Here is a 26,903-nt window from a genome sequence, read left to right as displayed (position 1 = left end):
TTTTCAACCCTCTGTCTTGCGCAAAAACTGCCCATGCCTTTAACCAAAATTCCAAGGGATTGTGTAGTGACAATCGCTGGTTGCTCAGGTAGACGCTGCGGCAGGACGAGATCTCGGGGAGAGAGAGTCTTATATGCCAGGACTAAAAACTGTTGAGGGACATACGATGAAGCAGGAAGTTTTCCTGCCGGATGACTATTCTCCGGCTGAGGACGAACCGTTCATGAATGACAGGCAGCTTGAGTATTTTCGGCGCAAGCTGCTGACCTGGAAATCGGAGCTGCTGGCTGGCAGCCGCGACACCATCGAAGGGCTTCAGGACGGCACACGCAACATTCCAGATGTGGCAGATCGTGCATCGGAAGAAACAGACCGGGCGCTGGAATTGCGCACACGGGACCGCGCACGCAAACTGGTCGGCAAGATCGACGCTGCTTTGCGCCGCATTGATGAGGGTGAATTTGGCTATTGCTCTGTGACGGGCGATCAAATCTCGCTCAAGCGTCTGGACGCACGGCCCATCGCGACGATGAGCCTTGAAGCGCAGGAAAAACACGAGCGCCGCGAAAAAGTGCACCGCGACGATTGATACGATTGATCCCCTAATCAGGGTCTGAAATAGCAAGCGCCGGGGCGGGAACGCTTCGGCGTTTTGTTTTGGAGAACGATGTGAAGCACACAAATGCGATTGTGATCGGCGGCGGCATTGGTGGGCTTGCCGCGGCTGCGGGTTTTGCCCGGCGCGGGGTGGCGGTGACGCTGCTCGAACAGGCCCCGCAGATTACCGAAGTGGGCGCAGGACTGCAGATCAGCCCCAATGGCATGGCCGTTCTGCGCGCTCTGGGGCTTGAACCCGGCTTGCGCCGCCGCGGTGCGGTCAAAGGCCGGGCGGTGGTGTTGCACAACGAGGCCGGCGCACAGGTGGCGCGGCTGGACCTGACCCGCCTGAAAAAGGGGCAGGAGTATATGTTCCTGCACCGCGCCGATCTGGTGGATGTGCTGGCCGAAGCTGCCAAACGCGCCAATGTGACGTTCGAACTGGGCGCTCAGGTCGCCTCGATCCGCCCCGGCGAGACCCCGACCGTGCAGATGGTCGATGGCAGCACCCGGCGGGCCGGTACATTGGTAGCCGCGGACGGCATCCATTCCGTAGCACGGCCTCTGCTGAATGGTGAGGATCAGGCGTTTTTCACCGGGCAGGTGGCCTGGCGCGCGGTTGTGCCCAACCACTGCAATCACCCCGATGAGGCGCATGTGCATATGGGTGATGGGCGGCATCTGGTCAGCTATCCGATGCGCGATGGCAGATTGATCAATTTGGTTGCGGTCGAAGAGCGCGACGATTGGGCCGAAGAGGGCTGGCACCATCCTGACGATCCGGCCAACCTGCGCCGCGCTTTTGATGGCTTTGCGGGCCGCGTGCCTGAGATGCTGGCGGCGGTCACGCAGGTCAACCTCTGGGGGCTGCACAGACACCCGGTGGCGCAGAAATGGTACGCACAGAACGTTGCGATGTTGGGTGATGCCGCACATCCCACCCTGCCGTTCTTGGCGCAAGGGGCCAATATGGCGCTGGAAGATGCATGGGTGCTGACCGATGCGGCAATCAAGGGCGGCAACTGGATGGCGGGCTATCAAAATCGCCGGATGGCGCGGGTGAAAAAGGTGATCGAGGCGGCCAACAGCAACGCATGGCGCTATCACCTCAAGCCCGGCCCAATGCGCGGATTGGCCCATCTTGGCCTGCAACTGGGCAGCAAATTGGCCCCGTCACGGATGATCGGGGCCTATGATTGGCTCTACGGCTATGACGTGACCAAAGACGCCTGAAGGGGCGGCGGCGGGCCTATTTTGCCCGCTGCAACATCCCGAACAGGTCGCGCGGATCATCCGGGTCTGCAAGAAGATCCAGTGGGTGGAACAGCCCGGTTTCTTCAATCTGGTCGCGCACATAGCGCAACGCCGAAAAATCCTCGATGGCAAAGCCGACGCTGTCAAAGAGGGTGATCTGTTTGTCGTCGCTGCGGCCCTTGGCCTGACCGGTCAGAACCTGCCAGATCTCCGTGACCGCGTGATCAGGTTCAAGCTGCTGGATCTCGCCTTCAATCCGGGTCTGTTCGGGATATTCCACAAAGATTTCAGACCGATGCAGGATCGCCGGTGCCAGTTCTGTCTTGCCGGGGCAATCGCCGCCGATGGCGTTGATATGCACACCGCTGCCGATCATGTTATCGGTCAGGATGGTCGCATATTGCTTGTCCGCGGTGCAGGTGGTGATGATCTGTGCGCCCAGCATCGCCTCTTCGGCGGTCTCACATGCCACAACCTTGAGGCCGGAACCGGCAAGGTTGGCGGCGCATTTGGCGGTCGCGGCCTTGTCGATGTCATAAAGGCGCACTTCGTCTATGCCAGCGATGGCCTTCATGGCAAGGCTTTGAAACTCCGATTGCGCGCCATTGCCGATCATCGCCATCACATGCGCACCCTTGGGTGCCAATAACCGCGCCACCAGCGCCGACGTCGCCGCCGTGCGAAGCGCTGTCAAAATGGTCATCTCGGTGAGCAACACAGGATAGCCGGTCGCCACATCCGCCAGGAGGCCAAAGGCCGTCACGGTCTGCAACCCGTCCTTGGTGTTGGACGGATGCCCGTTCACATATTTGAACCCGTAAACATCGCCATCGGAGGTCGGCATCAGCTCAATCACACCCTTTTCAGAATGGCTGGCCACGCGCGGGGTTTTGTCGAACAACTCCCACCGTTTGAAATCCGATTCAATATAGTCGGAAATGCCGGTCATCATCTGCTCGACACCGATGTGGTGGATCAGTTTCATCATGTGATCGACAGATACGAAAGGCACCAGGGCCTTTTCGGAGGGTTCTAGCGTTGTCATGGGTAAACCTCTTATTTTATTGGGTGCGGCGGGACAGGTGCAGACCGGCGATCATGCACCGCACGGACCCGCCAGCGGTTTCAATTGTAGGTATGTTCAAGGGCACAATCCGCGCGGATTCTGTGATACGGGCGACCTGATCTGGCTCCAGCGCGGCAAAGGCGCGCGCCGAAAGGGCAAGGATCAAACCGTCCTTGCCTTCCAGCTCGATCGCATTGCCGGCAAAGGCGGCGATCTGCGCCTCGCTCAGGGCAATCACGTCACGTTCGGTCTCGGTCAGCCTGTCTTTCACCATGGCGCGGCGGTGCGGATCGGTGATCATCTCAAGGCCGACAAGCGCCACGCGCGTTCCCACTGCCATCAGCACATTGGTATGATAGACCGCCGTGCCTTTCGCATCAGCGGCGTCAAAGGCGATCGGCTCAAAGTTGAAGTTGGTGCAGAACCGTTCCAGCAGCACCGGATCGGCGCGTTTGGACCGGGCGACGTAAGCCACACGCCCGATGTGATCCAGAACCATCGCACCGGTGCCTTCAAGCGCCAGATTGTCATACTCAAGACCTGAATAATCGATGATGTCCTGCACCCGGTATTCGGATTTGAGCATTTCGATCACGTCCCAGCGCCGCTCGCGGCGGCGGTTGGCCGCATACATCGGATAAACCGCGATATGGCCGCCTGCATGGGTCGAGAACCAGTTGTTCGGAAAAACGCTGTCCGGCGTGTCTGTGCCGGTGTCGTCGAAATCATGCACAGCGATGCCGTGCCCCCGTAGAGTGCCGACCACATGGTCAAATTCGCCGCGGGCAAATGCGGCCACATCGCCCGCACTGTCACTTTGATAGGCATTATCCCCCCGTGTTTCCGGGTTGGACCGGAAATGATGCGGGCGGATCATCACTACCGACTTGGGGGCTTGGACAAACATCTCAGAACGCGCGTGTCGGACGGTCAAAGACACGGCGCCCAAGGGCCGATGCAGCCAGATCCACCATCAGGGACGCGGTGCGCCCGCGTTCATCCAGAAACGGGTTCAATTCCACCAGGTCAAGCGAGGTCATCAAGCCGCTGTCATGCAGCATTTCCATGACCAGATGCCCCTCACGGACGGTTGCGCCGCCCGGAACCGTGGTGCCAACCGCCGGTGCCACGGAAGGGTCAAGAAAATCCACGTCCAGCGAGACATGCAGCAGCCCATTGGCCGCGGCAACCTTGTCCAGAAACGCGGCCAGAGGGCGCGCGATCCCGCTTTCGTCAATCTCACGCATGTCGACATGGACAATCGACGTATCTTGCAGGGCAGCCCGTTCCGCCGCATCCACAGACCGCAACCCGATGATGGCCACGTTTTCCTGTGGCAGTGGGAGGTCGATCACGGGAAAGCCATCAAACCCTTCGCGCCCGGTGACATAGCCCAGTGGCGTTCCGTGCAAATTGCCGCTGTCGGTGGTGTGGGGCGTGTGAAAATCGCTATGCGCATCCAGCCACAGCACAAATTGCGGACGCTCTACTGCCTGCGCATGGCGCATCACGCCCAGGACAGTGCCGAGTGCCAGCGCATGATCACCGCCCATGAAGATCGGCAAACCGTCCTTCATCGTGGCTTCGGCAGCATCGGCCAGGGCTTCGGTCCAGGCGATTGTCTCTTCCAAAGCCACCAGCTTGGGGTGTTCCTTTGCGGTGAAGGGGGCAGGGGCCACGTTGCCCCGGTCGCTGACCTCGTGACCCAGATCACGCAGCGCTTCGGCCAGACCCGCCGTGCGGTAGGCGTCCGGTCCCATCAGGCACCCCTTACGCCGCTTGCCGCTGTCCATCGGCGCGCCAACCAAAATGCAATGCTGTTGTGTCATGGGAAGATCCTCAATCTGTGTTTGTCTATTCATATCTACCAAAAGGATGCATCGACAATTGATCAAACTGGCCGTATTGAGGGGTGATTGTTCGATTTGGAAGGTAAGTATGGACGAAGTGGATCATCGCCTGATCGCCGCGTTGCGGCATGACGCCCGCAGATCATTGTCTGATCTGGCGGCGATTCTGGATCTGTCGCGGGCCACGGTGCGGGCCCGCATTGCCCGGCTCAAGGAACGCGGCGAGATTGTCGGTTTTTCCGTGGTGACGCGGGCCGATGTGATGCATGACCCGGTACGCGGCCTGATGATGATCGAAATCGAAGGGCGCGGCGCCGAACGGATCACCCGTCAGCTGTCCTCCATGCCAGAGCTGCGGGCGGTGCATTCCACCAATGGCCGCTGGGATGTGATTGTCGAGATTGGCACCGAAACGCTGGAAGGGTTCGACGGTGTGCTGTCGCGGATTCGCAAACTTGATGGCGTTGTGGCCAGCGAAACCAGCCTGCTGCTCAAGACCAAAAAATCTGGTTGACGGTCAGGCGCTGCGGGCGGCCTTGACCCAGATCGCGGTCAGGGCAAAGGCAATCACCGCGTTCCAGCCCGCCATCGACAAACCAAACAGCGACCAAACCACCTCATCGCACATCACCATGCCCAAAGGCGCATCCAGCGACAGCAGCGCCGATCCGTCCATGCCGCCCATGTCCATGCCGCCGCCCGTGCAGCTGGATGGTCCAGGCCAGAAGCCCCATTCGACACCCGCGTGATAGGCCCCGATCAGGCCGGTGGTCAGCGCCGCCAAGGCACCAAGCCAAGCCAGAAGGCGTGGTCCGCCAAGCAGCAAGATCACCCCGATCAGCACCGCCGCCGCATGGGGCCAACGCTGCCACAGGCACAGTTTGCAGGGCGCCAGCCCGCCAATATGTTGAAAGCCAAAGGCCCCGAGAAGCAGGCCGGCAGAGCCCAGCGTGGCCAGCAAAATCAAACCATTACGTGTCATAGATACCGCACCGCAAAGAAACCGGCCAACAACAGGGCCACCGCCAGAGTGAACATCAACCCAAGCCGCCGTTCAATGAAATCACGGATCGGTGCGCCAAACTGCCACAGCAATCCCGCGACGATAAAAAACCGCAGGCCCCGTGCCAGGATCGAGGTGACGATAAAGGTCGCCAGCGGCATTCCGGTCCAACCGGACATGATGGTGATCACCTTGTAAGGGAAGGGCGTCACCCCCGCCGTCAGCACTGCCCAGAACCCAAGATCGTTGAACCGCTCGGAGAATTCCGCCATCGCGTCGGCCTTGCCCAGCGCGCTCAGGATCGGCTGGCCCAATGTCTCAAACGCCAAAGCCCCGATCGCATAGCCCAGCAAACCGCCCAAGACAGAGGCAAACAGCGCCACCGAAGCAATCAGCCAGGCCCGCCGCGGCCGCGCGATGATCATCGGGATCATCAGAATGTCCGGCGGAATGGGGAAAAACGAACTTTCGACAAAGGCGACCACAAACAACGCCCAAAGCGCATGAGGATGTTCCGCAAGGCTCAGGGTCCATTGATAAAGACGTTTGATCATCGGTTGTGCATCCCTTCGTTGCCCCTGCAACACCACGGCAGACGGGCGCGGTCAAGGGCTGGGCAAAATATCCCAAGAATTACCCTTGCCCGCACCGATGATGCAGGCTAAATCGGCGCTGTGCCCAAGTGGCGGAATGGTAGACGCAGGGGATTCAAAATCCCCCGCCGCGAGGCGTGCCGGTTCGAGTCCGGCCTTGGGTACCACATTCTCTTGCAAGTGTTGAACTTGCGGGGAGATGGCTCCGCAAAATAGTCTGAAAAGGTCGATCTGACAGTGGTGTGCCGAACCCGAAGGGCCGCTGACCATCGTCCGAATTGCGGTTTCCAATATTGTTCCGAGGTGACGGATCGGTCAGACTTCATTTTCAGTTCTAACGTCGGATGTGCGGACTTTGCTGCCTTTTGCAGTCGGCAATCCAATTTCCGCTTTGAAGACGCAGGATTTGCTATTCTCTTCCTGTTGCTTCAGCTTTGGAGCTCGCAGGCCAACTTCTTTTTACGTGAGCGGCTAAACGCCTTGCGATCACGCTCGCTGCGAACCAAGGTTCGACTATGAAGAAAATCTTTCAAAGACGTCAACGAAGCCTACTAACAGCTAAGGCGATCCTTGGCGTGCTTGACCAATCATCAGAGGCATTTGCGTTCCCGATGCTGGACAACGGTTATGTTTATCTCGCTGCGTCGAGATTGTCGTTGTTCCGATCTGATGAACACTGGGCTGTTGTTTTTGAAATCTTCGGGTTTTCGCCCAGAGCGGGTCGCCCCGACCTGTCGATTGTAACTATATCAAGCGAATTGCATGACAGGAACAAGCCGACAGACTACGTATCCAAGGAAGCATACGATAACTATTTGAAGCATAATCCATATTGGGAAATGCGAAACTTTTGGCCAATCTCAAACGAAGAATGGATGGACCAGGAAAACTGGGAGTTTGTCGCGGGCAATGGCCAGATAGTCATACGCGGTCAATCAGTGGATATTCCGCAAACAAATGCCTACTCATCGAAGGGTGTGGATTTGGAAAAAGCGCAGCCTGCAGTCTTTGAGTTGTGCCGTTTTCTTGCCCATGATCATCGCGAAGAACTTTTAGCGACGGAAACTGAAAGGCGCGTCAGTGTTCTTCCAAGCATGAAGCAAATTATGCTCATTGATGAGTGGCACCACCCCGATTTGGTCAATGGGCAGACCCCAAGCCAGACAGAGACTTTTCGGCAGCTTGCTCGGGTGCTCGAAGCGAATGACACGACCCTGTATTCAACAGCGGAACTGCCAAACAATCACTGGAAAAACTGGCCTGAAGGCGGAACCCTTTAGTAAAGCAGTCATTCGTTTGCATTGTAGCATTGGTCGACTTGGGCTCACAGCCGACATTTGACCAATTCAGTAGATCTTCCCGACTGGTAAAGATCCGAGAGCGCAAAAGGAGTATGACGCATGAGACTATGGGCGCCGATCAGCCCGGTTTTGTTCGTTCTGGCGGCCTGCCAACCGCAGAAAGCCAGTGATCAATGCAGCGAGAACGTCACTGTAGACCAAAAAAACCGCCTGATATCCCTTGTGTGGCCAAAAGCCAAACGAATAGTGGCGTCCAGCGATCCTGACTATGATCTGGCAAAACATCTGGATAGTTACGATATGCATTTCTTGAATTGTAACCAGAGCTTCCGGGTGGTTTTTTCTCCAATACAGAATGAAGACGTGGTGATCGTAGGATGGAAATCAACCTTTGTCGTTGACAGGAATGAGTCCACAATCCTGGATTACTATCAGGAATAGTTGAGAGAGGTGGCCCCAGGAGCGTCGTAAAAGCGGAAGCGCAGCGGTTTGCGCGGCTGGCTGGACTTTCCTGATGTGAAACACAAATGCGCAAGATTGCAGGGGCCGCAGCGCTGGGATAGCTACCGGCAAGGATGATCTGTCCAGCCTACGCAGATCGCATCTTTTTGTGACCAACTGGACTATGCCCGCCCATGATCGCCTATATTGGTCTATTCCTGTCCGCGTTGATCGCCGCGACGATCCTGCCGATGCAGTCAGAGGCGGTTCTGGTTGGGTTGCTCCTTGGTGAGGTCCATCCGGCGATGACCTTGCTGGTGGTGGCGACCGTCGGCAACGTGTTGGGTGCGGTGATCAACTGGTGTCTGGGGCGATACCTGCTGCGGTTTCGGGACCGGCGCTGGTTTCCATGTACAGAGGCCCAACTGGCCCGTGCGCAAAGCTGGTACAGGCGCTATGGACGTTGGTCGCTGTTGGGCAGTTGGCTGCCGATCGTCGGGGATCCGCTGACCGTCGCGGCAGGGCTGATGCGGGAGCCGCTTGGAGCATTCCTGGTGCTTGTGACCATTGCGAAAGGCACGCGATATCTGGTTTTGGCGGTGCTCACGCTGGCGTGGGTCTGATTGCGGGCATCGCACGGGTGCCGAGATCTGAAAGTCGCCGCGCCCTGGCATGTCGCAGCCCATACAACTATCAGGATATGTCAGCCCGCGGCGCTACCCGCAAATTGCTGCTTTTGCACCTTAATCCCCCCGAAACGTGGGGGTACGGCCCTGAAAAACCATTAAATTCACCCAAAATCCCAGTTTTCAGAACGCAAAATACCGTGTTTAGTATCGCCATATTTTGATTCAACGAGTGGGCTGTTCCATGGACATAGATTACGAAGCGTTTACGAACGCATTTAACCAATCCTTTGACTCATTTGGCACCATCGGCGCCTACAGCGGCGGTTTTTCCCCGCCGGGGTCGGTGGATGATATTCTTGGGATGAGCGTCGGGCAATATCTGGATCTGCTTGATGCCGCGCAAACGGCGCTGGAATCGATCAGCCCGTTCATCTTTCAGCAACTGCTGAACAATCCCAATGTGCAACTTCCCCCAGAGGCCCGCGCATTTATCGAAGCTTGGGCGCAGGGCGATTATTCTGGCATCACCGGTCCGCTGGATCAGGTTCGCGCCGCAATGGCCGATTTCCCGCGCGACATGTCATTGCGCGATGCCATCGACAATCTGGACCCGTCGGGCGGCACAACCGATGAGATTGAGCAATTGTTCAATGCCGCGCAAGCGCGCGCGGCAGAGCTGCTTTGGGGCCAACAGGACGGGATCTTCAATTCGCCGATCTTTGACATCGACCCCGCCACCGGCATCTGGTCGGTCTTTGGCGATCCGGCCAACGGCTATGGCGGCAGCACGCTGGGCGAATTCTACAGCCTGCTGGGCGAGGCCGCCGGCAATGCGATCATGGCCTTCATCGGCTCCAACGACAGTGTGATCGGCGAACTGCTGGGGCAGGGCGCGAACAACGCGGCATTCAACGCCGCCACCAACGCGGCCGAAATTGCCACAGCGCAGGCCTTTGAGGCACTGCAGGGCATCGGCGCTTTGCTGACCGAACAGGCTGGCGGTGATGCGGAACAATTGCAAGAACAGGCCGCAGGTCAGGTGCAGGCCCTGATCGATGCGCTGGTCAATGCGTTGCCGGGGATTTCGGCCTCGCTCAACACTCTGATTCTCGGCTCGCGCAATTCCGATCCAAGCTTTGTCGTCAGTCTGGATGGCAATGTGGAGGGGTCGGAACATGGCGATTGGTTCTATCTGTCCAAGAACGCCGACAGCTTTGATGGCGGACTGGGCACCGATGTTCTGTTCGGGATGGAAGGCAACGACACGCTGACCGGCGGCGCGGACGAGGACGTCTTGTTTGGCGGCGCGGATGACGATCATCTGACGGGCGGCGCGGCCAATGACGGCATCAATGGCGGTGATGGCGAAGATACCGCCGGGTTCAGCGGCGCGATGGGGCGCTATACCCTGCAGATGTCCGCAGATGGCGGGATTGTCATCGAAGACCGGCAGGCAGACGGGGATGGCACCGACACGCTGACCGGTATCGAAACGCTATCCTTTTCCAGCGGTTGGTCCATCTTCGATCAGGGCAGTTTTGATCTGTCGATCGTACAGGGCATCACCGGTCTGGACCAGGCGCAGATCGATACCTTTATTGAGCTCTACATCGCATATTTCAACCGTGCGCCAGATGCGCTTGGCCTTTACTTCTGGGGCTCGGCCTTTGCCAATGGCACGTCTTTGGATGAAATGGCGGCGCTGTTTCTGGATCAGGATGAAACCCGCGCCACATATCCCGAAGATGCGACCAATCTGGACTTTGCCACGCAGGTCTATTCCAACGTGCTGGGCCGGACACCGGACCAGGCGGGCCTGGACTTCTGGGTGGGGCAGCTGGATCAGGGCAACGTGACGCGCGGCACTTTCATTCTGCGCGTGTTGGAAGGTGCCAAAAGCGATCCGCCAGTAGATGCAACGCAGGATTTTATAGACCTGCAACGCGGTGATCAGGCGTTCTTGCTGGATAAGACCGATATCGGCACCTATTTCGCGGTGATCAAAGGCATGTCAGATACCGCAGATGCCAGTGCCGCAATGGCCCTTTATTTGCGCGATGATACGGCATCCAAACAGGCCGCGGTGGATCGTGTCGATGTGGATTTTGCCGAAGCCATGGCGGCAGACAGCGGCGAGATGCTTTTGCAACTGGTCGGCGTGGCCGAAAACCCGTTTGAAGCGGATGGCGGCCTGTAATCGAAAAGGCCCGAACCGGACGATAAAACACCCCCGGCAATCTGATTGCCGGGGGTGTTACCATTTTCGGGACTTCGGTTCTGAATGCGGTGGTTGGCTCAAACCTGGCTGTCTTCTGTTATCCACTCCGCCAATGCCGCCTTTCTTGCAAGGCTCTGTTCCAAGACCTCAAGGCGATCCAGAACTGTAGCCCGACGCCGGGTCAAATCATCCCGAAGCCGATCAATATTCGCAAGTTTTTGCTTCAACATCTCGACACCACCTTCGCAGGGACCAGAACCATCGTCGGACAGACATGCGCTCATCCCTCTGATCTCGCGCGTGGAAAACCCCGATGCGATGAGATCACGGATTCGCCCCGCGCGGCGCAGATCGGCCGCGTTGTAGTGGCGATAACCGTTGAGGGTACGATCCACCGTCAGCAGCCCTTCTTTTTCGTAATGGCGCAACATGCGGGGTGTGATCTCTAGCCTTTCGGCCGCTTCTTTCGCCTGCATTTCTGTCTCCTTGTCGGCAGCCCTGACAGATGTGGTAGGGTTGCATTGGTGGATCAAGTCGCAATGGGCAGATGATGTCACCTGCCCATCCGAAATCCTGGTTCAGGTTCGCAAGGTCCATCCGCCATCGATGGTCAATATCTGACCGGTCAGCCATTCATTATCCGAACCGCCCAGTCGCAGGATCCAAGGCACGATGTCACCGGGGACGCCCCGCCGTCCCAATGGGACCTGCGCCGCTTCTTGCGCTTCGATCTGCTGCGCCATCTCATCGGGCAACCCCATCATTCCCGTCAACGCACCACTCTTAACCGGACCGGGGGCAATGGCATTGACGCGGATCCCATCCCCGGCAAGCTCCATCGCCCATGATTTGGTCAAATGCTCCAGCGCCGCTTTGGTTGCAGCGTAATGTGCCAGCATCGGTACGGCATTTCGGGTCACGGCGGTGCTGATGTTGACGATGGCCCCCTTGCTGTCTTTCAGGGCGGCATGGGCTGCGGCGACAAGCTGGGACGGCGCGGTGATGTTCACCGTGGCCATTGTCGCGATAATGCCCGCGTCATAGCCCTCCATCGGCAGGGGCTGGCCGGCACCGGAATTGTTTACGATCAGGTCAATCCGCCCCCAGTTGTCCAGCGCCGCCTCAACGATTTGTTTGCCGCTGCCCGCATCTGCGCTGTCTGCCTGCAGCGACCTGATCGCGGGCTGCGCGGACGTCACCTGCGCCAGACGATCTGCATTGCGCCCTGTGATCAAAACATGCGCCCCGCGTGCAACAAGCGCCAGCGCTGTCGCCTTGCCAATGCCAGAGCTGCCGCCGGTCACGATGGCAACCTTACCGTGCCAATCTCGCGTCTGTGTCATTTCTTGTGTTCTCCTGTCTGAAATGATGTCTCATCCATGATGAGGAGGCAGCCTTAGCGGTATGACACTAACGTCAGTGTCAAGCGCGGCTTTGGGGGCTGTGTCGTTTTTTTGGCATGGTCGTGCGCAGGGCGGTGGGCCAATCAGGTATTGCGATCTGCCCTCGTCGCCCAAAACATCTTGAATAAAATGCACCACATTATTCGCCTGTCCAGCGGGCCGCTCTCCACCCTCTGTTGAGATTTGTTGGGCAGGGTCCGCCTGCCGCGCAAAGCGTTCGGTTTCGAAAAGGATCGTTTCGGGCCATCGCGACATGCTTGCCGGTCATCGACGGTGCAAAACGCGCCGGATGCATCATTGCTTAGGAGAATCCGCTATGATCAAAACGATTGATTTCAATGCTTTGGCCGCAGGAACGGCGGTTGCAGATGCCTATGCGGCGCAAGGGGTTCACATCTCGGCAACAGGCGGCGCAGGGCAGGCGCGTGTGATCGACACCGCGGCAGCCACTGGACAAGATGCCGATCTTGCCTCTGCAAAGCTTGGCGGCGCGTTGATCATTGCCGCACTCGATGATCCAGAGGACGAGACCGGCAGCGATGCCGCTGGCAGCCTGTTCTTTGATTTCGAAGGGCCGGTGCGGATCAAATCCCTGACCTTCAAAGACATCGAAGCGGTGCCCGGCAGCGCGACCCGGCTGATTTTTTATGATGCGGATGGGGAGGTCATGGAAAACCATTGGGTCGATCCAACCGAAGATGGAGGCGAGCGGCGTGTCGAACTTTCCGTGCCGGGCACTGCCCGTGTTGAGGTGGTTCTGCCCAAAGGAGGGGCGGTCGACAATCTGGTGTTCGAAGATAAAAACCCGCACCCCGTTAATCATGACCCCAATGCCAAAGATGACACCGCAGAACTGGACGAAGACGGCAGCATTGTCCTGCAGGTTTTGGACAATGATCTGGATGTTGACGGTGATCCACTCACCCTGACCGCGGCAAACAGTGAACAGGGTGAGGTCATCATCAACGACGACGGCACGGTGACCTTCACACCGGACCCCGATTTTTCCGGCGATGCACAAGTCAGCTATACCATCGAAGACGGGCATGGCGGGACGGATGATGGGTTGGTCGCGCTGACGGTAAATCCGATCAACGATGCACCGGTGGCGCAGGATGATATGGCCAGCACGCCCTACGGCGAGGCAGTGGTTATCGACCTGCTGGCGAACGACACGGATGTCGATAACGCACCAGAATCGCTTGGCATAGCCGATTTGGCCAGCGAAGGCGGCATCGTGACGGACAACGGCGATGGCACGGTCACTTTCACCCCCGATGACGGATTCACCGGCGAGGCGCTGATCACCTATGCGGTTGTCGATCCCGACGGGGCAAAGGACACGGGCGAGGCGGTGGTCGCAGTGGGCGACGGCAATGCACCCCCGTTGGCCGCGGAAGACAGCATCGAGACCGACGAGGACACGGCGGTGGTGATCGACGTTCTGGCCAATGACAGTGACCCCGATGGCGATCCCCTGACCTTGATTGAGGCAAGCAGCCCCGACGGCGGTGTCACGCTGCAAGACGGGCAGGTGCTGTTCACCCCAGCGGCGCATTTCCACGGCGAAACCACGGTGAGCTACAGCATTTCGGACGGCAAAGGCGGCACTGCAAGCAGCACGGTCAAGCTGGACGTCCTGCCTGTCAATGACGCGCCCAGCGCCGAGGAGGACAGCGCAGAAACCGCTTACGAAACGCCGATCCTTGGCCACCCGGTCTTGACCAATGACACGGATCCGGATGCGGAGGACACATTGACCCTCACAACCGCCCATAGCGAGGAAGGCACGGTTGAAATCAACCCGGACAATACGGTCAACTTCACGCCCAATCCGGGGTTCAGCGGCGCGGCCACCGTTCTCTATACCGTCAGCGACCGCCCCGCGGATGATCCTGAGGCGGCAACAGATCAGGGGATGCTAACGATCACGGTGGCCCCTCCGAGCGCCAGTGACGGCTTTGTCGATGGGGGTGAAGGCTCTGAACTCATTGATGAAAATTACGTCGCTGATCCGGATGGAGATCTTGTCGATGGCGGGGATGCCCTGCTTTATGGCAGTGGACCGGATGACGACTTCATTCGCGCGGGCGCGGGTGACGACACAATTCTGGCCGGTGCGGGCGACGACGTAATCGAAGGCGGCGCAGGCGATGATCTGATCACCGATGGCGCAGGTCGGGAGACCGTGACAGGCGGTGCAGGCAATGATGTCATCGACACCTCTCGCGAAGGGGTGGCAGCGCCCGATCTGGGTTATCCCGCCGACGTGAGCGATGATCTGACCTTTGCGCCGGACACCGATCCCGAAGACGACCGCGACGCCGTTGATGGAGGCGCAGGCGACGATGTGATCCGCACGGGTGACGATCGGGACACCATCACCGGCGGCGCGGGCGCGGACTTGATCGACGGCGGTATCGACGACGATGTGATCAGCGGCGACAGCGAGGCAGACCTGATCATCGGCGGCGAAGGCAATGACAATATCTTTGGCGGCAGCGGCGATGACACGATCTATGCCGGGCTTGATCCGGCACTTGGTCTCGACGTGCTGAGCATCCCGGATGCCCCCGACGATGAGACCCCCTATGCCCCGGACCGAAACCCTTTCAATGGCCGCGATACGGTCAGCGGCGGCGACGGCAATGACGTAATCTATGGCGCAGATGATGATGATCTGCTGCTTGGCGGTGCAGGGGACGATCTGTTGGATGGGCAGATTGACGACGATCACCTCAGCGGCGGAACAGGCGCCGACACCTTGTTTGGGGGGCAGGGCCAAGACAGCCTTTTTGGTAATGAAGACAGTGACATACTGGACGGCGGCAGCGGCGATGACCTGCTGGATGGCGGCGGCGACGACGACATGTTGGCGGGCGGCGATGGCGATGATCTTCTGCTTGGTGCTATGGGGGATGACATCCTTATCGGCGGCGCGGGCAATGATACGATGTCGGGCGGCGAAGGCATGGATCTCTTCTCCGGCGTAACCGTTGGTGATGTGATCGACGGAGGCAGCGGGCCGGTGGATTTCGACACGTTGGATCTGCGTGGATCAACGGTTGAGGGCGGCCGGTTTGAGATCAACTATCTGACCGAGGATCAGCAATCAGGCGAGGTCCAGTATTTTGACGCCGATGGGATGGCAACGGGATCATTGCGGTTCGACGAGATCGAAGCGGTGGTGCCCTGTTTCACCCCCGGCACATTGATCGCAACGCCGCAGGGCCAGCGGCGGGTCGAGACATTGCAGGTGGGCGATTCCGTGATCACCCGCGACAACGGCTTGCAGCCGATCCGCTGGGTCGGGCAGCGGCGACTTTCGGGGGCCGAGCTGGCCCGCGATACCGATCTGAGGCCGGTACTGATCCGGCAAGGGGCGCTTGGCAAGGGCATGCCGGAACGCGATTTGCTCGTTTCACCGAACCACCGGATTCTGATCGTCAGCGATCAAAGCGCGTTTTATTTCGAGGACCGCGAAGTGTTGGTCGCGGCCAAACATCTGACCTGCCGGGCGGGGATTGATACAGTTGAGGCCAGTGATCTGACCTATGTCCATCTGATGTTCGACCACCATGAGGTGATCCTGTCTGATGGCGCCTGGAGCGAGAGCTTTCAACCCGGTGACAATTCCCTTGCCGGTGTCGAACAGGAGCAACGCAATGAAATATTTAGGCTGTTCCCCGAATTGGCGACCCAGGAAGGTGTCATGGCCTATGGCGCGGCACGGCGGTCGTTGCGCAAACACGAGGCGCAGCTCCTGTGATCCTCAAGGCTGGCTCCGGGGACTTGTTTTCGGGCGCTAGCCACGCGCCCGTCGCCATGCGGCCCAGTCTTCGGGCGTGTCGAGATCGGCACGGGCACGAGCGCCTTTCAGCGGAATCAGCTCAACCCGGCCTTCGGCTTTTGCCACCACCTCGCGCCCGCCACTGTCGCCACGGAGCGTGGCAAATGCATCAAACAAACTGTTGTGAAAAATGATGGGATGGCCCGCTCCACCTTGAGCCGTTGCGCCGCGCCAGATCTGGGTGCCGCTGGTCAAATCCACCGCTGCGGCGACCTGGCAAAGGTCCGATACTTCCAGATCTGGCAAATCGCCGAGCAACACCATGGCGCAGGGGGCATTCCTGGGCAGCGCGGCAAAGCTGTGGCGCAGGCTGGCGTTCATTCCTGTGTCGGCGTCGGGCACTGACAACAGGGTCACATCCAGACCATCAAGCGCCCGATAACGTGGATGCGGACGCGGGGGCAGCGCAACCATGACAGCGCCGGTCGTGGCGGATCGGGCCGTCTTGACCTGCCTTCGGATCAGCGGCGCACCGTCCACATCCTCCAGCAGCTTGTCACGGCCCTGCATGCGGCGGGATTGCCCCGCCGCAAGCACGATTATGGGAAAGTCGAACACAGCGGTCATCCGGGCAGTCTAGGCCCGGACGACAGGGTTGTCAGCCGCGCATCCGCGCCCCTTCGGGATCAAACAGCGGTGTTGTGATCAACTTGGCCGGACGCATCTTGCCCAGAATTTCGATCTCGACTGCCAGGCCTTCCTCCGCGTGTTCTGTTGGCACAAAGCCCATGGCGATGGATTTCTGCGCATGGTGCGAATAACCGCCCGAGGTGCAGAACCCAACCACAGCGCCGTCCAGCCAGATCGGCTCATAGCCATGCACATCCGCATCATCCGCATCGACCTCAAAGGCCATCAACTTGCGGGCAGGGGGCGTGGCCCGTTCTGCTTCGGCGGCTGCGCGGCCAATGAAATCGGTGTTCTTTTTGAAGCTGATAAAGCGGTCCAGCCCGGTTTCGGCAGCAGTGTAATCGGGCGAGAACTCCGACAACCACGAGCCAAAGAACTTGTCCAGACGCAGGGACATCATCGCACGCATACCAAAGGGCACCATGCCGTGATCCTGACCCGCGCCCCAAAGCGCGTTCCACAACGCACGTTGGTCCATCGGATCACAGTAGATCTCAAAGCCCAGATCACCTGTGTAGCTGACCCGCTGCACGATACAGGCGACTTGACCAATGGTCATTTCCCACACATCGAGGAACTTCATGGTCGAGACATCAGTGCGCGTGCAGGCCTGCAGTACATCGCGGGCCTTCGGGCCAGCAATCTGGAAGCCGTTGCGGCGATCAGAGATCTTTTCGACCTCAACGCCATCCTCAAGATGGCTCAGGAACCAGCGATGGTGATAGGCCTGCGAGCCATAGGAGGCCGTAAGCTGGAACAGGTCTTCTGCCAGACAGGAAATGGTGAAATCACCAAACAATCTGCCCTTTTCTGACAGCATTGGCGTCAGGGACAAACGGCCCTTTTGCGGAACGCGGCCCGCCATGATCCGGTCCAGCCATGCACGCGCCTTTGGTCCTTTGATCAGGAACTTACCAAAGTTCTGCACCTCGTTGATGCCCACTGCGTTGCGCACGCCAGCCACTTCACGGGCGGTTGCGTCAAAGGCGTCCGAGCGGCGGAAGCTGGGGGTTTCATAGGTTGGCTCGTCGCCTTGGGCGAAGTAGTTTGGCACTTCAAGGCCAAACTGTTGGCCCCAGACCGCGCCCATTTCCGTAAAGATGTCATACATCGGCGTGGTCCGGTGTGGACGCGCGGCGGGCAGTTCTTCGTTTGGATAGGCAACAGAGAAGCGTTTTTGATAGTTCTCGATGACCTTGGGCAGGGTGTAGCCCGGCGTGATCCAATCGCCGAAACGCGCCACGTCCATCGCCATAACGTCGCGCTCCGGCTCGCCTTCGACCATCCATTGCGCCAGCATCAGGCCAACGCCGCCGCCTTGGCTGAACCCGGCCATAACGCCGCAAGCAGACCAATAGTTGCGCATGCCCGGCACCGGACCCACCAGCGGGTTGCCATCCGGAGCAAAGGTGAACGGCCCGTGAATAACGTTCTTGACGCCCGCTTTCTCCAGATCGGGGAAGCGTTTGTAGGCGAAGGCGATGCTGTCTTCGATCTTGTCGAAATCGTCTGGCAACAGATCCTGACCAAAGCTCCAGGAGGTGCCATCAACGGCCCATGGGCGGCAGGTTTGCTCATAAAATCCGATACACAGACCTTTGCCCTCTTGCCGCAGATAGCTTTCGCCAGCCGGGTCCATCACATGCGGATGCTCTTTGCCGTCGGCCATCATTTCGGCGATCAGAGGCACTTCTTCTGTGACAAGGTATTGGTGCTCCATCGGATGCAGCGGGAAATAGACCCCGGCCATCGCGCCGACCTCACGCGCCCAAAGGCCACCGGCGTTGACCACATGTTCGGCATGAATGGTGCCTTTGTCAGTGACCACATCCCAGGTGCCATCGGGGCGCTGGTTGGTCTCTTGGACCATGCAATGTGTCTCAATCGTCGCGCCGCCCATCCGGGCTGCCTTGGCATAGGCGTGGGTGGTGCCGGAGGGGTCGAGGTGCCCGTCAAGAGGATCGTAAAGCCCGCCAATAATCCCCTCGACAGAGGTCACAGGTGCGATTTTCTTGATCTCTTCGGGTGTGACAATCTCTGTCTCCAGGCCCATGAAGCGGTGTTTGGCCCGCTCCGCCAAAAGCATGTCAAACCGGTCCTGATTGTCGGCCAGTGTCACGCCGCCCACATGGTGCAACCCGCAGGACATGCCGGTAAGCTCTTCCAGCTCCTTGTAAAGGCGAATCGTATAGCCTTGCAGCGCGGCCATATTGGTATCGCCGTTCAAGGTGTGAAAGCCGCCCGCGGCATGCCAGGTCGACCCCGAGGTCAGCTCGGAACGCTCCAGCAGCATCACATCGGACCAGCCGAGTTTTGTCAGGTGATACAAAACCGATGCGCCGACGACGCCGCCACCAATAATTACGACACGGGTTGAGGTCTTCATATAATTCTCCATTCAATTTGGTCGGAGGTTGCACAGGGCGACCGACCGATTCATGTGGGTTCCCGACAAAACATGTCGATTTTGCCGCATGAATTGAGGCGTTGATATGTGTTGTTGCCGGGATCGACTGCTGTCGGTTACCCGGCCTGCAGACCAAAGACCCTCAAACAATGCCGGAAACTTTCCATTTGGCGACAGGCCATGTCGGGTTCCGGCAATCTGAGTGAATGTGCAAGGGTCAAGTTCTGAGGCAGTGAAACCAATTGGAAAGCAAAATCATGCGCACCCAGGCCCAAGCTGTCGTTATCGGAGGCGGCGTTATCGGCTGTTCTATTCTGTACCACCTGACCAAATTGGGGTGGACAGATGTTGTCCTGCTGGAGCGGGACGAATTGACCTCAGGATCCACCTGGCACGCGGCGGCCAATATTCACGGATTGCATGACAACAACAACATCACCCGTATCCAGAACTATACGATGGACCTGTACAATGCGCTTGAAGCCGAAACCGGCCAAAGCTGCGGTGTGTTCCAGCCCGGATCGCTGTATCTGGCCCAGACCGAAGCCCGCGAGCATCAGTTGCGATTGCAAGCGGCCAAGGCCAAGTACTACGGGTTGAACTTTCACGAGGTCAGCCGCGCCGAAGCCGAGGCGCTGCATCCGCTGGTCAATTACGACGGCATCCGCTGCATCATGTTTGAACCCTCGGGCGGAAATGTGGACCCGTCAGGCGTGACCAACGCCTATGCGGTGGGTGCACGGCAAAACGGGGCTGAGATTATCCGCTTTTGCCCTGTCACCGGGACTGAGCAACAGCCTGACGGCACATGGATCGTGCGCACGGAAAAGGGCGATATCAAAACCCAATGGGTGGTGAATGCCGCTGGCCTTTGGGGGCGCGAGGTTGCGGCGTTGGCAGGGATCAAACTGCCGCTGCAACCCACAGAGCACCAATATTTCGTTACCGAAACAATTGCCGAGATTGACGCGCTCGACCGGCGCTTGCCTTCTGTCGCGGACCGCGATGGCGAATATTATCTGCGCCAGGAGGGCAAGGGCCTGCTGGTTGGGGCTTATGAGAAAGATCTGCGGTTCTGGGCCGAGGATGGCACGCCGCAAGGCTTTGGTCATGAATTGTTTGCCGACGATCTGGAACGGATCGAGGACAACATGATGCGGGCGATCGACCGTGTGCCTGCTGTGGGCGAGGCAGGCATCAAACGGGTGATCAACGGGCCGATGATCTGGTCGCCGGACAGCAATGTGCTGTTTGGTCCGGTGCCGGAATTGTCAAATTACTTCTGCTGCAACGGCATCATTCCCGGCTTTTCCCAATCGGGCGGCATGGGTTTGCTGGCCGCCGATTGGATTGTCACCGGCGAAAGCCGCTATGACATGTTCGCATGGGATGTGGCGCGGTTTGGCGATTGGGCCGATGCGGCCTTTACCAAGGCGCGGGTGGGCGACCAATACGCCAACCGCTTCAAAATTCACTTCCCGAATGAGGAACGCAGCGCCGGACGCCCGATGCGCAAACGCCCCGCTTATGAGGCGCAGCGCGAAATGGGGGCGGTCTTTGGCCTCAACTATGGCTGGGAACATCCGCTGTATTACGGATTTCCCGTTGGTGCGGAGGATGAGACCGAAGGCTTCACCCGTCAGGGTTGGTGGGATCAGGTCGGCCGCGAATGCAAGATGCTGCGGGACAAGGCCGGGATCATCGACATCTCCAACTTTGCCAAATACGTCTGCAAGGGACCGGGGGCGGAGGACTGGCTGAATGCCGTCTTTGCCAACAACATGCCACGGGCGGTGGGCCGGTCCTGCCTGACGCCGTTGATTGGCGTGCGCGGCGGCATCGCGGGAGATTTCACAGTGACCCGCATCGCAGAAGAGGAATTCTGGATCATCGGGTCTGGCATGGCCGAACGCTATCACGCGCGGTTCTTCAAAGAGGTGCCGCTGCCCGAAGGCACCACGTTCGAAAGCCGGACCGAGGCGGTTTGCGGCTTCAATGTCGCGGGTCCAAAATCACGCGAATTGCTGGGGCGGTTGACCAATACCTCGCTTGCCACCGCAGATTTCCCGTTCATGCGGTCCAAATGGATCGAATTGGCCGGCATTCGCGTTCTGGCCTTGCGGGTGTCCTTCACCGGCGATCTCGGCTGGGAGCTGCATTGCGCCGTTGAGGATCAGGCACAGCTTTTTGCAGCACTGATCGAAGCGGGCGCAGATTTTGGCGCAGGGCCAGTGGGCAGCCGCGCATTGATGTCGCTGCGGGTCGAGAAAGGCTACGGGTCCTGGAGCCGCGAATATTCACCCGAATACTGGCCGCAAGAGGTCGGCCTGGACCGACTGTGCAAGATGGACAAGGCGTTCTTGAACAAGGCGGCCGTGGCGGAGACCTTGGCCAAATCCCCGCGCGAGCATCTGGTCATTCTCGCCTTGGATACCGATGCGACAACGGCTTCAAACGCGGATGCCACAGGGGGCGAGCCGATCTTCAAGGACGGCAAAGGCATCGGGCGCGTCACCTCGGGCGCCTATGGCTATACCGTTGGTCAATCACTGGCCTTGGGTTTTGTCAAAGACGCAGGGCCGGGGGATGAGGTCGAAGTGATGGTTCTGGGCCAGCCGCACAAGGCGGTGATCCTGGCCGAACCGCCGTTTGATCCCAAAGGAGAAAAGCTGCGCGCCTGACGGGGCGCAGTGTCTGGACGAAAGCGCCGGGGGTTTTGCACCCCCGGACCCCCGCAGAGTATTTTGGGCCAAAAAGGGCAGGCTTTCCGCTAGAGAGGGCGGATCTTCAACTGCGCGATGCGGTTGCCGTCCTTGGCCATCACTTCGAACCGGAAGCCATGGAAGCTAAAAACCTGACCGGGGGTCGGGATCATCTGCGCCTCGTGGATCACCAGACCGGCAACGGTGTTGGCCTCATCATCGGGCAGGGACCAATCAGTGGCGCGGTTCAGATCGCGGATCGTCATCGCGCCATCGACGTAATGATGCCCGTCCTCCGCCGGGGTCACGTGATGATCGGCATCGGGGTCAAATTCATCGGTAATCTCGCCCACGATTTCCTCAAGGATGTCTTCCAGCGTGATCAGACCTTGCAGCGACCCGTATTCATCCACCACCAGCGCAAAATGGGTGCGGCGGCGCAGGAACTGGCGCATCTGTTCATCAAGGGTCGAGGTCTCGGGCACGAAATAGGGTTTCATGGCCACGCTGACCACGTTGAAGTTCTTCAGTTCCGCCGCTTCGCCATCGGGGCCACCGATCAGCTTGTACATCGCCCTCAGCAGATCTTTGGCATGCACCACGCCGATGATGTTTTCAGGGTCATCGCGATAGACCGGCAGGCGGGTGTGGTTGGACTGCAGACATTGTTCAAGAATATCAGAGGGCTCTGCCTGGGCATCGATCATCTCAATGCCGGAACGGTGCAACATGATTTCCTCCACCACCCGTTCACGCAGATCAAGGGCGCCCAAAATCCGGTCGCGGTCCTCTTTTTCCACCACCCCTTCGGAATGGCCCAGCTGCAATGCGCCAGCGATTTCTTCGCGCACCGCGAGGATGTTGCTGTCGGGATCAATGGTCACGCCAAAAATCCGGAGAACGGCACGGACAAACAGGCGTACGGCGCTGACCACCGGGGCAAAGACCAGCACCACCAGCGCGATCGGGCGCGAGACCAGCGCGGCGGCGCGTTCGGCATTGGTAATTGCATAGGTTTTGGGCAGCACCTCCGCAAAGATCAGCACCAAAAGGGTCATCACCAGCGTCGCCAGTGCCACACCGGATTCGCCAAAAAGCCGGGTGAACATCGCCGTGGCAAGAGAGGCGGCAAGGATGTTCACAAGGTTGTTGCCCAGCAGGACCGAGCCGATCAGACGTTCGTTGTCTTCGGTGATCTTGAGCGCCCGCGTTGCCCCGCGCGAGCCCTTGTCAGCCTGCGCACGCAATTTCCCCCGCGAGGCCGCGGTCAGGGCCGTCTCGGAGCCGGAGAAGAAGCCGGAGAGGACAAGCAGAAACAAGATGATGCTGCTGCTGATCCAAAAAGCGCCATCAAGAATAGGTGCGCTGGGTTCCATGGGTGTTGTTATCCGTTTGTTTCATTGTAGCAGTGGTTATGGGCATCATGGGCATGTCATTCAAGGGTGTGCAGGAAGGACAGACGCAATGCGGCATGTTGATTTGGGTGTTTTGGATGGTCCGGTCCTGTTGTTTGGCGGCCCCTATTCAAATGCACAGGCCTTGGGCGCGCTCTTTGCTGCGGCTCAAGATCGCGGGATTGCCCCGCATCATATGATCTGTACCGGTGACGTTGCGGCCTATTGCGGTGCGCCGCAGCGGACCACAGCGATGATCCGGGCGATGGGATGTGCCGTGGTGGCGGGCAACTGCGAGATCCAGTTGGGCAGCGACGCGGCAGATTGCGGTTGCGGCTTTGACGATGGCACCGTCTGTGACGTGTTGAGCGCCCGGTGGTACGGATTTGCCGCCCAAGCGCTGAGCGATGGGGACAAAATGTGGATGGCGGCGCGGCCAGATGTGATCAGCTTTCACCATCAAGGCAACCGTTACGGGGTGATTCACGGCGGTGTTCAGGATGTGGCACGCTTTATCTGGGAGACCTCGCCAGAGAGTGTTTTCGCAGAGGAATGGGACGCATTGGAACGCCGGATCGGGCCGGTGGATCACATCATCGCGGGCCATTGCGGACTGCCGTTTCTGAAGACCACGCCAAGGGGCCGGTGGATCAACGCCGGTGTGATCGGCATGCCGCCCCATGACGGGCGGCAACAAACGCGGTTTGCCCTGCTCGATGGCGGCGAGGTGCAGTTTCACCGGCTCAGCTATGATGTGGAAGCTGCACAGGCCGATATGACAGCCGCAGGGCTGCCAGAGGACTACAAGACCGCGCTGCGCACCGGTTATTGGCCGTCCGAGGATGTCTTGCCTGCCGGTTTACGCTTTGGTGCATCGGCCAGGGGGTGATGATCCAGCACCAGCTCTGACAACCGTTCTTGCAAAACATGGGTGTAAATCTCGGTTGTGGCCACATCGGCATGGCCAAGCATCGTCTGGATTGCCCGCAGATCGGCGCCATGGGCCAACAGATGCGTGGCAAAGGCGTGGCGCAGGGTATGGGGCGTGACCTTTGAAGGATCGACGCCGCCCGCAACGGCAAATTCCTTTATCAACAGATAGAACCGATGGCGCGTCAGATGGCCCGATGCACCGCGCGAAGGGAACAAGAATCGCGACACGGGCTTGCGCAATTTTTCAGCCGCTGCATCCTGCGCGTCACGCTCGATCAGCCATTCGGACAACGCCTCACGCGACGGAGGTGACAACGGAACCATACGTTCCTTGCCTCCTTTGCCCATGATCAGCAGCAGCCGCGGATCACCGCGCGTGGCGCTCACAGGCAGGCTGACCAGCTCGCTTACCCGCATGCCGGTGGCATAAAGCAGTTCCATCAGGCAGGTGTTGCGGATCTGGTCGGATTTGCTGCGCCCGGAATTGCGGGCGGCGTCCAAGAGGGCATCCACTTCGGTCTCGCTCAGGATCTTGGGCAGGCGTTTGTCCTGGCCCGGACCGGCGATCTGGATCGCGGGGTTGTCACTGCGCAGCCCTTCTTCAAAGGCAAAGCGGTAAAGTTGTTTGATCGCGGACAAGCGGCGTGCACGGGTGGATTTGGCCAACCCCTGCGCGTCGCAATGCACCAGATAATCCTCCACATCCGCACGGGCCGCATCCTGAAAATCGCGGCTGCGGCGGGCCAGAAACAGATCAAAATCCTTCAGATCACGGCCATAGGCCAGTTGCGTGTTGGTCGCGGCGCCCAGTTCGGCTGCCTGTGCCTCAAGAAAAGATGAAATCCAATGAAACGTGGCGGTTTGCATGCTTCAGGGCTCCAGCAACAGCACTTGCAAAGCCGAACGGCGTGCCGTGTCTTCGAGGCCAAGCGCCCGCAGTGTTGCCAGCGCATCGCGCAAAGCTGCGGCATCGCCGTTTGCGCCCTGTTGCAGCAGGCCCAGCAGTACAAGAATGCTTTCCCCCAACCGATCCTGTGCCACGTTCGCAATCAGGTCGGAGCGGGGGGTGGCCTCTGAAAAGGCATCATAAATGGCACCTGCAAGCGGCGCATCGGGCCGCCGGTCTGGCACTTCGCCCTTGGCGATCAGATCAACAAAACCGCCATCCGGCGCGGCGGCGCTTTCATACTTGGGCGACAGCAACATGATTTTCTTTGCGATGCTGCCTGCGGTCCCATCCAGATCAAATTCCGCCAGTTTTTCGTGAAACAGGCTTGCGAATGTCACTTCCAATCCGGCGCTGCCCATGGCCGACCAGACCGCAGGAAGGGTTTTGGCGACCGCTTCGGCACTGCCAGTGGACAGGGCTGTTTCGAACCGCTGCAAGGCCGCCACACGATCCCAGATGCCGCCCGACGCAGCGGGGGAGCGATCCGTATAGAGGCCCAGCAGACGGTTGTCCGGCAATGCGCCTGCGCGGGTCAGCCGCTCCGCCGCTTCCAACTGGGCCTTCCATCCGGCCAGATCACGCAGATCAGCAACGGCAAAGGCGCGGGGCAGGTTTCGGGTTGGTTGCGGCTCCCCGATCGCTTCGAAAAGCCGGAAGCTCAGCGGATCCATCTGGCGCGGCGCGGGCAGGGCGGCCGCCTCTTCAAAAGCGTCGGGATGCAAAAACCTGTCAGCAAGTTCCAGCTTCTCGGCGCTCATCAATCCCAGGGCCTGCGCCGATCCAAAGGTCAGCGATGCATTGTCCCATTTCTGTTCTCGTGCTGCGCAGAAAATGCGGGTGCCATAGTCTCGGGTCAAATGCGCCGACCGCGACAGCATGTTGCACGCGCGATCTTCGGTGCCGCTGAGCAAGCTGATCTGCATCCACAGATCAAAATGCGCCGCACTGGTTGTCACATTGGCCTGTTCGATCAAGGAAAGCGCCGGGTCCAGGGCACCCTCTTTCAGAAGTTTTTCAACCCGCAAAAGCGCCAAGGCATCCCCCGCTGCGCTGCCGCCTTTGGGGGCTTGCGCCTCTGCCAAGAGGACGGTGAAAAGCAGCGATTGCGCCGCCGGCAGGCGCAAGTCAGGCAATGTTTCGATCAATGTTTTCAATCGGGTCACGTCACTGCCCGCCCAAAGGCCAGGCGGCAGTCCGGTGATTGCGGACGGCACCAGACCAATTTCGCGGGGTGCCCCATCGCCAAGCGGGACAACCGACACCTCCGGCACGCTGCCGGTTTTGGCCACTGGAACCTCGTCGATGATCAGGCTGCGTGGCTGTGATCCGGGGACAGTGGCCGATTGTGTGCCAAGCCAGTCAATGACTGAAAGGGGCGCGGCGGGCACCGTCTCTTGTGACGCCAAGGGCAGGGCGGCCAAAACACCAATGGCCGCTGCGGTGAGGCGCAAGATTAAAAATTGGCTGCGAAGCGGCATCAGATCATTCCGCGATCAATGTGACCGGAACATGGGTTTCGACCTGCGCGGGGTTGAAATCAGCCCCAAAAAACGGCCCGATATAGGCATAGCCGATCAACCCAATACACCCGATGATCAGGAGATATATCAGCAGTTTGATCAATTTGCCCATGATTTGCCCGTTTGTTTTTTGCTTTGTTCCTCAATCTATATATGGCCTTTT

Annotated in this window: 23 protein-coding genes and 1 tRNA gene; 11 read left to right on the top strand and 13 right to left on the bottom strand. The window is 59.1% G+C overall.

From position 1 onward, the window contains the following. Positions 1–133: 133 nt before the first annotated feature. Together dksA and K3754_RS10630 are read left to right on the top strand one after the other, a co-directional pair. Positions 134–589 carry an RNA polymerase-binding protein DksA gene (gene dksA / locus K3754_RS10635; protein WP_203211081.1) on the top strand — a complete coding sequence of 152 codons (456 nt, stop codon included), beginning with the start codon at positions 134–136 and terminating at the stop codon, positions 587–589. An 80-nt stretch (positions 590–669) separates the two neighbouring features. Continuing rightward, positions 670–1,830 carry an FAD-dependent monooxygenase gene (locus K3754_RS10630; protein ID WP_259937154.1) on the top strand — a complete coding sequence of 387 codons (1,161 nt, stop codon included), beginning with the start codon at positions 670–672 and terminating at the stop codon, positions 1,828–1,830. Positions 1,831–1,846: 16 nt separating this feature from the next. On the opposite strand, the gene K3754_RS10625 is transcribed toward K3754_RS10630, so the two are convergent. The 3 genes from K3754_RS10625 to rocF are packed head-to-tail and all read right to left on the bottom strand — an operon-like array spanning position 1,847 to position 4,746. Beyond that, entirely contained in the window at positions 1,847–2,896 is a 1,050-nt protein-coding gene (locus K3754_RS10625; protein WP_259937153.1) for an ornithine cyclodeaminase, read from the bottom strand. Positions 2,897–2,912: 16 nt separating this feature from the next. Beyond that, positions 2,913–3,794: a citrulline utilization hydrolase CtlX gene (gene ctlX, locus K3754_RS10620; protein ID WP_259937151.1), complete on the bottom strand. Its 882-nt coding sequence runs from the start codon at positions 3,792–3,794 to the stop codon at positions 2,913–2,915. Positions 3,795–3,825: 31 nt separating this feature from the next. Continuing rightward, entirely contained in the window at positions 3,826–4,746 is a 921-nt protein-coding gene (gene rocF, locus K3754_RS10615) for an arginase (protein WP_259937150.1), read from the bottom strand. 109 nt (positions 4,747–4,855) lie between these two features. Between rocF and K3754_RS10610 the strand changes: the two genes are divergently transcribed. Further along, positions 4,856–5,281, top strand: a complete 426-nt coding sequence (locus K3754_RS10610; protein WP_203211086.1) for an Lrp/AsnC family transcriptional regulator — start codon at positions 4,856–4,858, stop codon at positions 5,279–5,281. A 3-nt stretch (positions 5,282–5,284) separates the two neighbouring features. Here K3754_RS10610 and K3754_RS10605 read toward each other — a convergent pair whose 3' ends face one another. After that, positions 5,285–5,749 carry a disulfide bond formation protein B gene (locus tag K3754_RS10605; protein WP_259937149.1) on the bottom strand — a complete coding sequence of 155 codons (465 nt, stop codon included), beginning with the start codon at positions 5,747–5,749 and terminating at the stop codon, positions 5,285–5,287. Then, complete coding sequence (locus K3754_RS10600; protein ID WP_203211088.1) at positions 5,746–6,324, bottom strand: YqaA family protein; 579 nt, start codon at positions 6,322–6,324, stop codon at positions 5,746–5,748. The genes K3754_RS10605 and K3754_RS10600 overlap by 4 nt, the downstream gene beginning before the upstream one ends. A 122-nt stretch (positions 6,325–6,446) precedes the next feature. Here K3754_RS10600 and K3754_RS10595 point away from each other — a divergent pair. From K3754_RS10595 to K3754_RS10575, 5 genes are all read left to right on the top strand, one after another. Beyond that, a tRNA-Leu gene (locus K3754_RS10595) sits at positions 6,447–6,530 on the top strand. Between the two features lie 348 nt (positions 6,531–6,878). Beyond that, positions 6,879–7,643, top strand: coding sequence for a DUF7003 family protein (locus tag K3754_RS10590; protein ID WP_259937147.1), 765 nt, complete (start codon positions 6,879–6,881; stop codon positions 7,641–7,643). A gap of 120 nt (positions 7,644–7,763) precedes the next feature. After that, on the top strand, positions 7,764–8,105 hold the full coding sequence (locus K3754_RS10585) for a hypothetical protein (RefSeq protein ID WP_259937145.1): 342 nt from the start codon (positions 7,764–7,766) through the stop codon (positions 8,103–8,105). A 194-nt stretch (positions 8,106–8,299) separates the two neighbouring features. Then, a complete protein-coding gene (locus K3754_RS10580; RefSeq protein WP_259937142.1) occupies positions 8,300–8,728 on the top strand; it encodes a YqaA family protein in 429 nt (142 codons plus the stop codon). Between the two features lie 247 nt (positions 8,729–8,975). Further along, positions 8,976–10,931, top strand: coding sequence for a DUF4214 domain-containing protein (locus K3754_RS10575; RefSeq protein ID WP_203211091.1), 1,956 nt, complete (start codon positions 8,976–8,978; stop codon positions 10,929–10,931). A 98-nt stretch (positions 10,932–11,029) separates the two neighbouring features. Here K3754_RS10575 and K3754_RS10570 read toward each other — a convergent pair whose 3' ends face one another. Beyond that, entirely contained in the window at positions 11,030–11,428 is a 399-nt protein-coding gene (locus K3754_RS10570; RefSeq protein ID WP_259937131.1) for a MerR family transcriptional regulator, read from the bottom strand. A 102-nt stretch (positions 11,429–11,530) separates the two neighbouring features. Continuing rightward, positions 11,531–12,295 carry an SDR family NAD(P)-dependent oxidoreductase gene (locus K3754_RS10565; RefSeq protein ID WP_259937129.1) on the bottom strand — a complete coding sequence of 255 codons (765 nt, stop codon included), beginning with the start codon at positions 12,293–12,295 and terminating at the stop codon, positions 11,531–11,533. Positions 12,296–12,671: 376 nt separating this feature from the next. On the opposite strand from K3754_RS10565, the gene K3754_RS10560 reads away from it, so the two are divergent. Beyond that, on the top strand, positions 12,672–16,124 hold the full coding sequence (locus tag K3754_RS10560) for an Ig-like domain-containing protein (protein WP_259937124.1): 3,453 nt from the start codon (positions 12,672–12,674) through the stop codon (positions 16,122–16,124). Positions 16,125–16,160: 36 nt separating this feature from the next. On the opposite strand, the gene K3754_RS10555 is transcribed toward K3754_RS10560, so the two are convergent. Next, a complete protein-coding gene (locus tag K3754_RS10555; protein WP_259937123.1) occupies positions 16,161–16,772 on the bottom strand; it encodes an NTP transferase domain-containing protein in 612 nt (203 codons plus the stop codon). Positions 16,773–16,803: 31 nt separating this feature from the next. Continuing rightward, positions 16,804–19,221, bottom strand: a complete 2,418-nt coding sequence (locus tag K3754_RS10550; protein WP_259937122.1) for an FAD-dependent oxidoreductase — start codon at positions 19,219–19,221, stop codon at positions 16,804–16,806. Positions 19,222–19,499: 278 nt separating this feature from the next. Here K3754_RS10550 and K3754_RS10545 point away from each other — a divergent pair, with 278 nt between their 5' ends. Further along, the gene (locus K3754_RS10545) at positions 19,500–21,923 is read left to right on the top strand and encodes an FAD-dependent oxidoreductase (protein ID WP_259937121.1); all 2,424 of its coding nucleotides are present in this window, start codon (positions 19,500–19,502) and stop codon (positions 21,921–21,923) included. 89 nt (positions 21,924–22,012) lie between these two features. Here K3754_RS10545 and K3754_RS10540 read toward each other — a convergent pair whose 3' ends face one another. After that, the gene (locus K3754_RS10540) at positions 22,013–23,320 is read right to left on the bottom strand and encodes an HlyC/CorC family transporter (RefSeq protein WP_203211098.1); all 1,308 of its coding nucleotides are present in this window, start codon (positions 23,318–23,320) and stop codon (positions 22,013–22,015) included. A gap of 88 nt (positions 23,321–23,408) precedes the next feature. On the opposite strand from K3754_RS10540, the gene K3754_RS10535 reads away from it, so the two are divergent. Then, complete coding sequence (locus K3754_RS10535) at positions 23,409–24,227, top strand: metallophosphoesterase (RefSeq protein WP_259937120.1); 819 nt, start codon at positions 23,409–23,411, stop codon at positions 24,225–24,227. Here K3754_RS10535 and K3754_RS10530 read toward each other — a convergent pair. The 3 genes from K3754_RS10530 to K3754_RS10520 are packed head-to-tail and all read right to left on the bottom strand — an operon-like array spanning position 24,164 to position 26,852. After that, positions 24,164–25,138: a site-specific tyrosine recombinase XerD gene (locus K3754_RS10530; RefSeq protein ID WP_203211100.1), complete on the bottom strand. Its 975-nt coding sequence runs from the start codon at positions 25,136–25,138 to the stop codon at positions 24,164–24,166. The genes K3754_RS10535 and K3754_RS10530 overlap by 64 nt on opposite strands. A gap of 3 nt (positions 25,139–25,141) precedes the next feature. Continuing rightward, positions 25,142–26,671 carry a hypothetical protein gene (locus K3754_RS10525; RefSeq protein ID WP_259937119.1) on the bottom strand — a complete coding sequence of 510 codons (1,530 nt, stop codon included), beginning with the start codon at positions 26,669–26,671 and terminating at the stop codon, positions 25,142–25,144. Between the two features lie 31 nt (positions 26,672–26,702). Beyond that, positions 26,703–26,852, bottom strand: a complete 150-nt coding sequence (locus tag K3754_RS10520; RefSeq protein ID WP_203211101.1) for a hypothetical protein — start codon at positions 26,850–26,852, stop codon at positions 26,703–26,705. Between the last annotated feature and the right edge of the window lie 51 nt (positions 26,853–26,903).

Origin of the sequence: Sulfitobacter sp. M368 (assembly GCF_025141875.1) — a bacterium.
Classification (GTDB): domain Bacteria; phylum Pseudomonadota; class Alphaproteobacteria; order Rhodobacterales; family Rhodobacteraceae; genus Sulfitobacter; species Sulfitobacter mediterraneus_A.
The sequence above is the reverse complement of the archived record's forward strand: the minus strand, read 5'-3'. Positions and strand labels throughout refer to the sequence as shown.

Excerpts from the sequence above, each read along its gene's own strand:
- dksA (WP_203211081.1), top strand. The coding sequence starts at position 134 with ATGCCAGGACTAAAAACTGTTGAGGGACATACGATGAAGCAGGAAGTT.
- K3754_RS10625 (WP_259937153.1), bottom strand. The coding sequence starts at position 2,896 with ATGACAACGCTAGAACCCTCCGAAAAGGCCCTGGTGCCTTTCGTATCT.
- ctlX (WP_259937151.1), bottom strand. The coding sequence starts at position 3,794 with ATGATCCGCCCGCATCATTTCCGGTCCAACCCGGAAACACGGGGGGAT.
- rocF (WP_259937150.1), bottom strand. The coding sequence starts at position 4,746 with ATGACACAACAGCATTGCATTTTGGTTGGCGCGCCGATGGACAGCGGC.
- K3754_RS10610 (WP_203211086.1), top strand. The coding sequence starts at position 4,856 with ATGGACGAAGTGGATCATCGCCTGATCGCCGCGTTGCGGCATGACGCC.
- K3754_RS10605 (WP_259937149.1), bottom strand. The coding sequence starts at position 5,749 with ATGACACGTAATGGTTTGATTTTGCTGGCCACGCTGGGCTCTGCCGGC.
- K3754_RS10600 (WP_203211088.1), bottom strand. The coding sequence starts at position 6,324 with ATGATCAAACGTCTTTATCAATGGACCCTGAGCCTTGCGGAACATCCT.
- K3754_RS10590 (WP_259937147.1), top strand. The coding sequence starts at position 6,879 with ATGAAGAAAATCTTTCAAAGACGTCAACGAAGCCTACTAACAGCTAAG.
- K3754_RS10585 (WP_259937145.1), top strand. The coding sequence starts at position 7,764 with ATGAGACTATGGGCGCCGATCAGCCCGGTTTTGTTCGTTCTGGCGGCC.
- K3754_RS10580 (WP_259937142.1), top strand. The coding sequence starts at position 8,300 with ATGATCGCCTATATTGGTCTATTCCTGTCCGCGTTGATCGCCGCGACG.
- K3754_RS10575 (WP_203211091.1), top strand. The coding sequence starts at position 8,976 with ATGGACATAGATTACGAAGCGTTTACGAACGCATTTAACCAATCCTTT.
- K3754_RS10570 (WP_259937131.1), bottom strand. The coding sequence starts at position 11,428 with ATGCAGGCGAAAGAAGCGGCCGAAAGGCTAGAGATCACACCCCGCATG.
- K3754_RS10565 (WP_259937129.1), bottom strand. The coding sequence starts at position 12,295 with ATGACACAGACGCGAGATTGGCACGGTAAGGTTGCCATCGTGACCGGC.
- K3754_RS10560 (WP_259937124.1), top strand. The coding sequence starts at position 12,672 with ATGATCAAAACGATTGATTTCAATGCTTTGGCCGCAGGAACGGCGGTT.
- K3754_RS10555 (WP_259937123.1), bottom strand. The coding sequence starts at position 16,772 with ATGACCGCTGTGTTCGACTTTCCCATAATCGTGCTTGCGGCGGGGCAA.
- K3754_RS10550 (WP_259937122.1), bottom strand. The coding sequence starts at position 19,221 with ATGAAGACCTCAACCCGTGTCGTAATTATTGGTGGCGGCGTCGTCGGC.
- K3754_RS10545 (WP_259937121.1), top strand. The coding sequence starts at position 19,500 with ATGCGCACCCAGGCCCAAGCTGTCGTTATCGGAGGCGGCGTTATCGGC.
- K3754_RS10540 (WP_203211098.1), bottom strand. The coding sequence starts at position 23,320 with ATGGAACCCAGCGCACCTATTCTTGATGGCGCTTTTTGGATCAGCAGC.
- K3754_RS10535 (WP_259937120.1), top strand. The coding sequence starts at position 23,409 with ATGCGGCATGTTGATTTGGGTGTTTTGGATGGTCCGGTCCTGTTGTTT.
- K3754_RS10530 (WP_203211100.1), bottom strand. The coding sequence starts at position 25,138 with ATGCAAACCGCCACGTTTCATTGGATTTCATCTTTTCTTGAGGCACAG.
- K3754_RS10520 (WP_203211101.1), bottom strand. The coding sequence starts at position 26,852 with ATGGGCAAATTGATCAAACTGCTGATATATCTCCTGATCATCGGGTGT.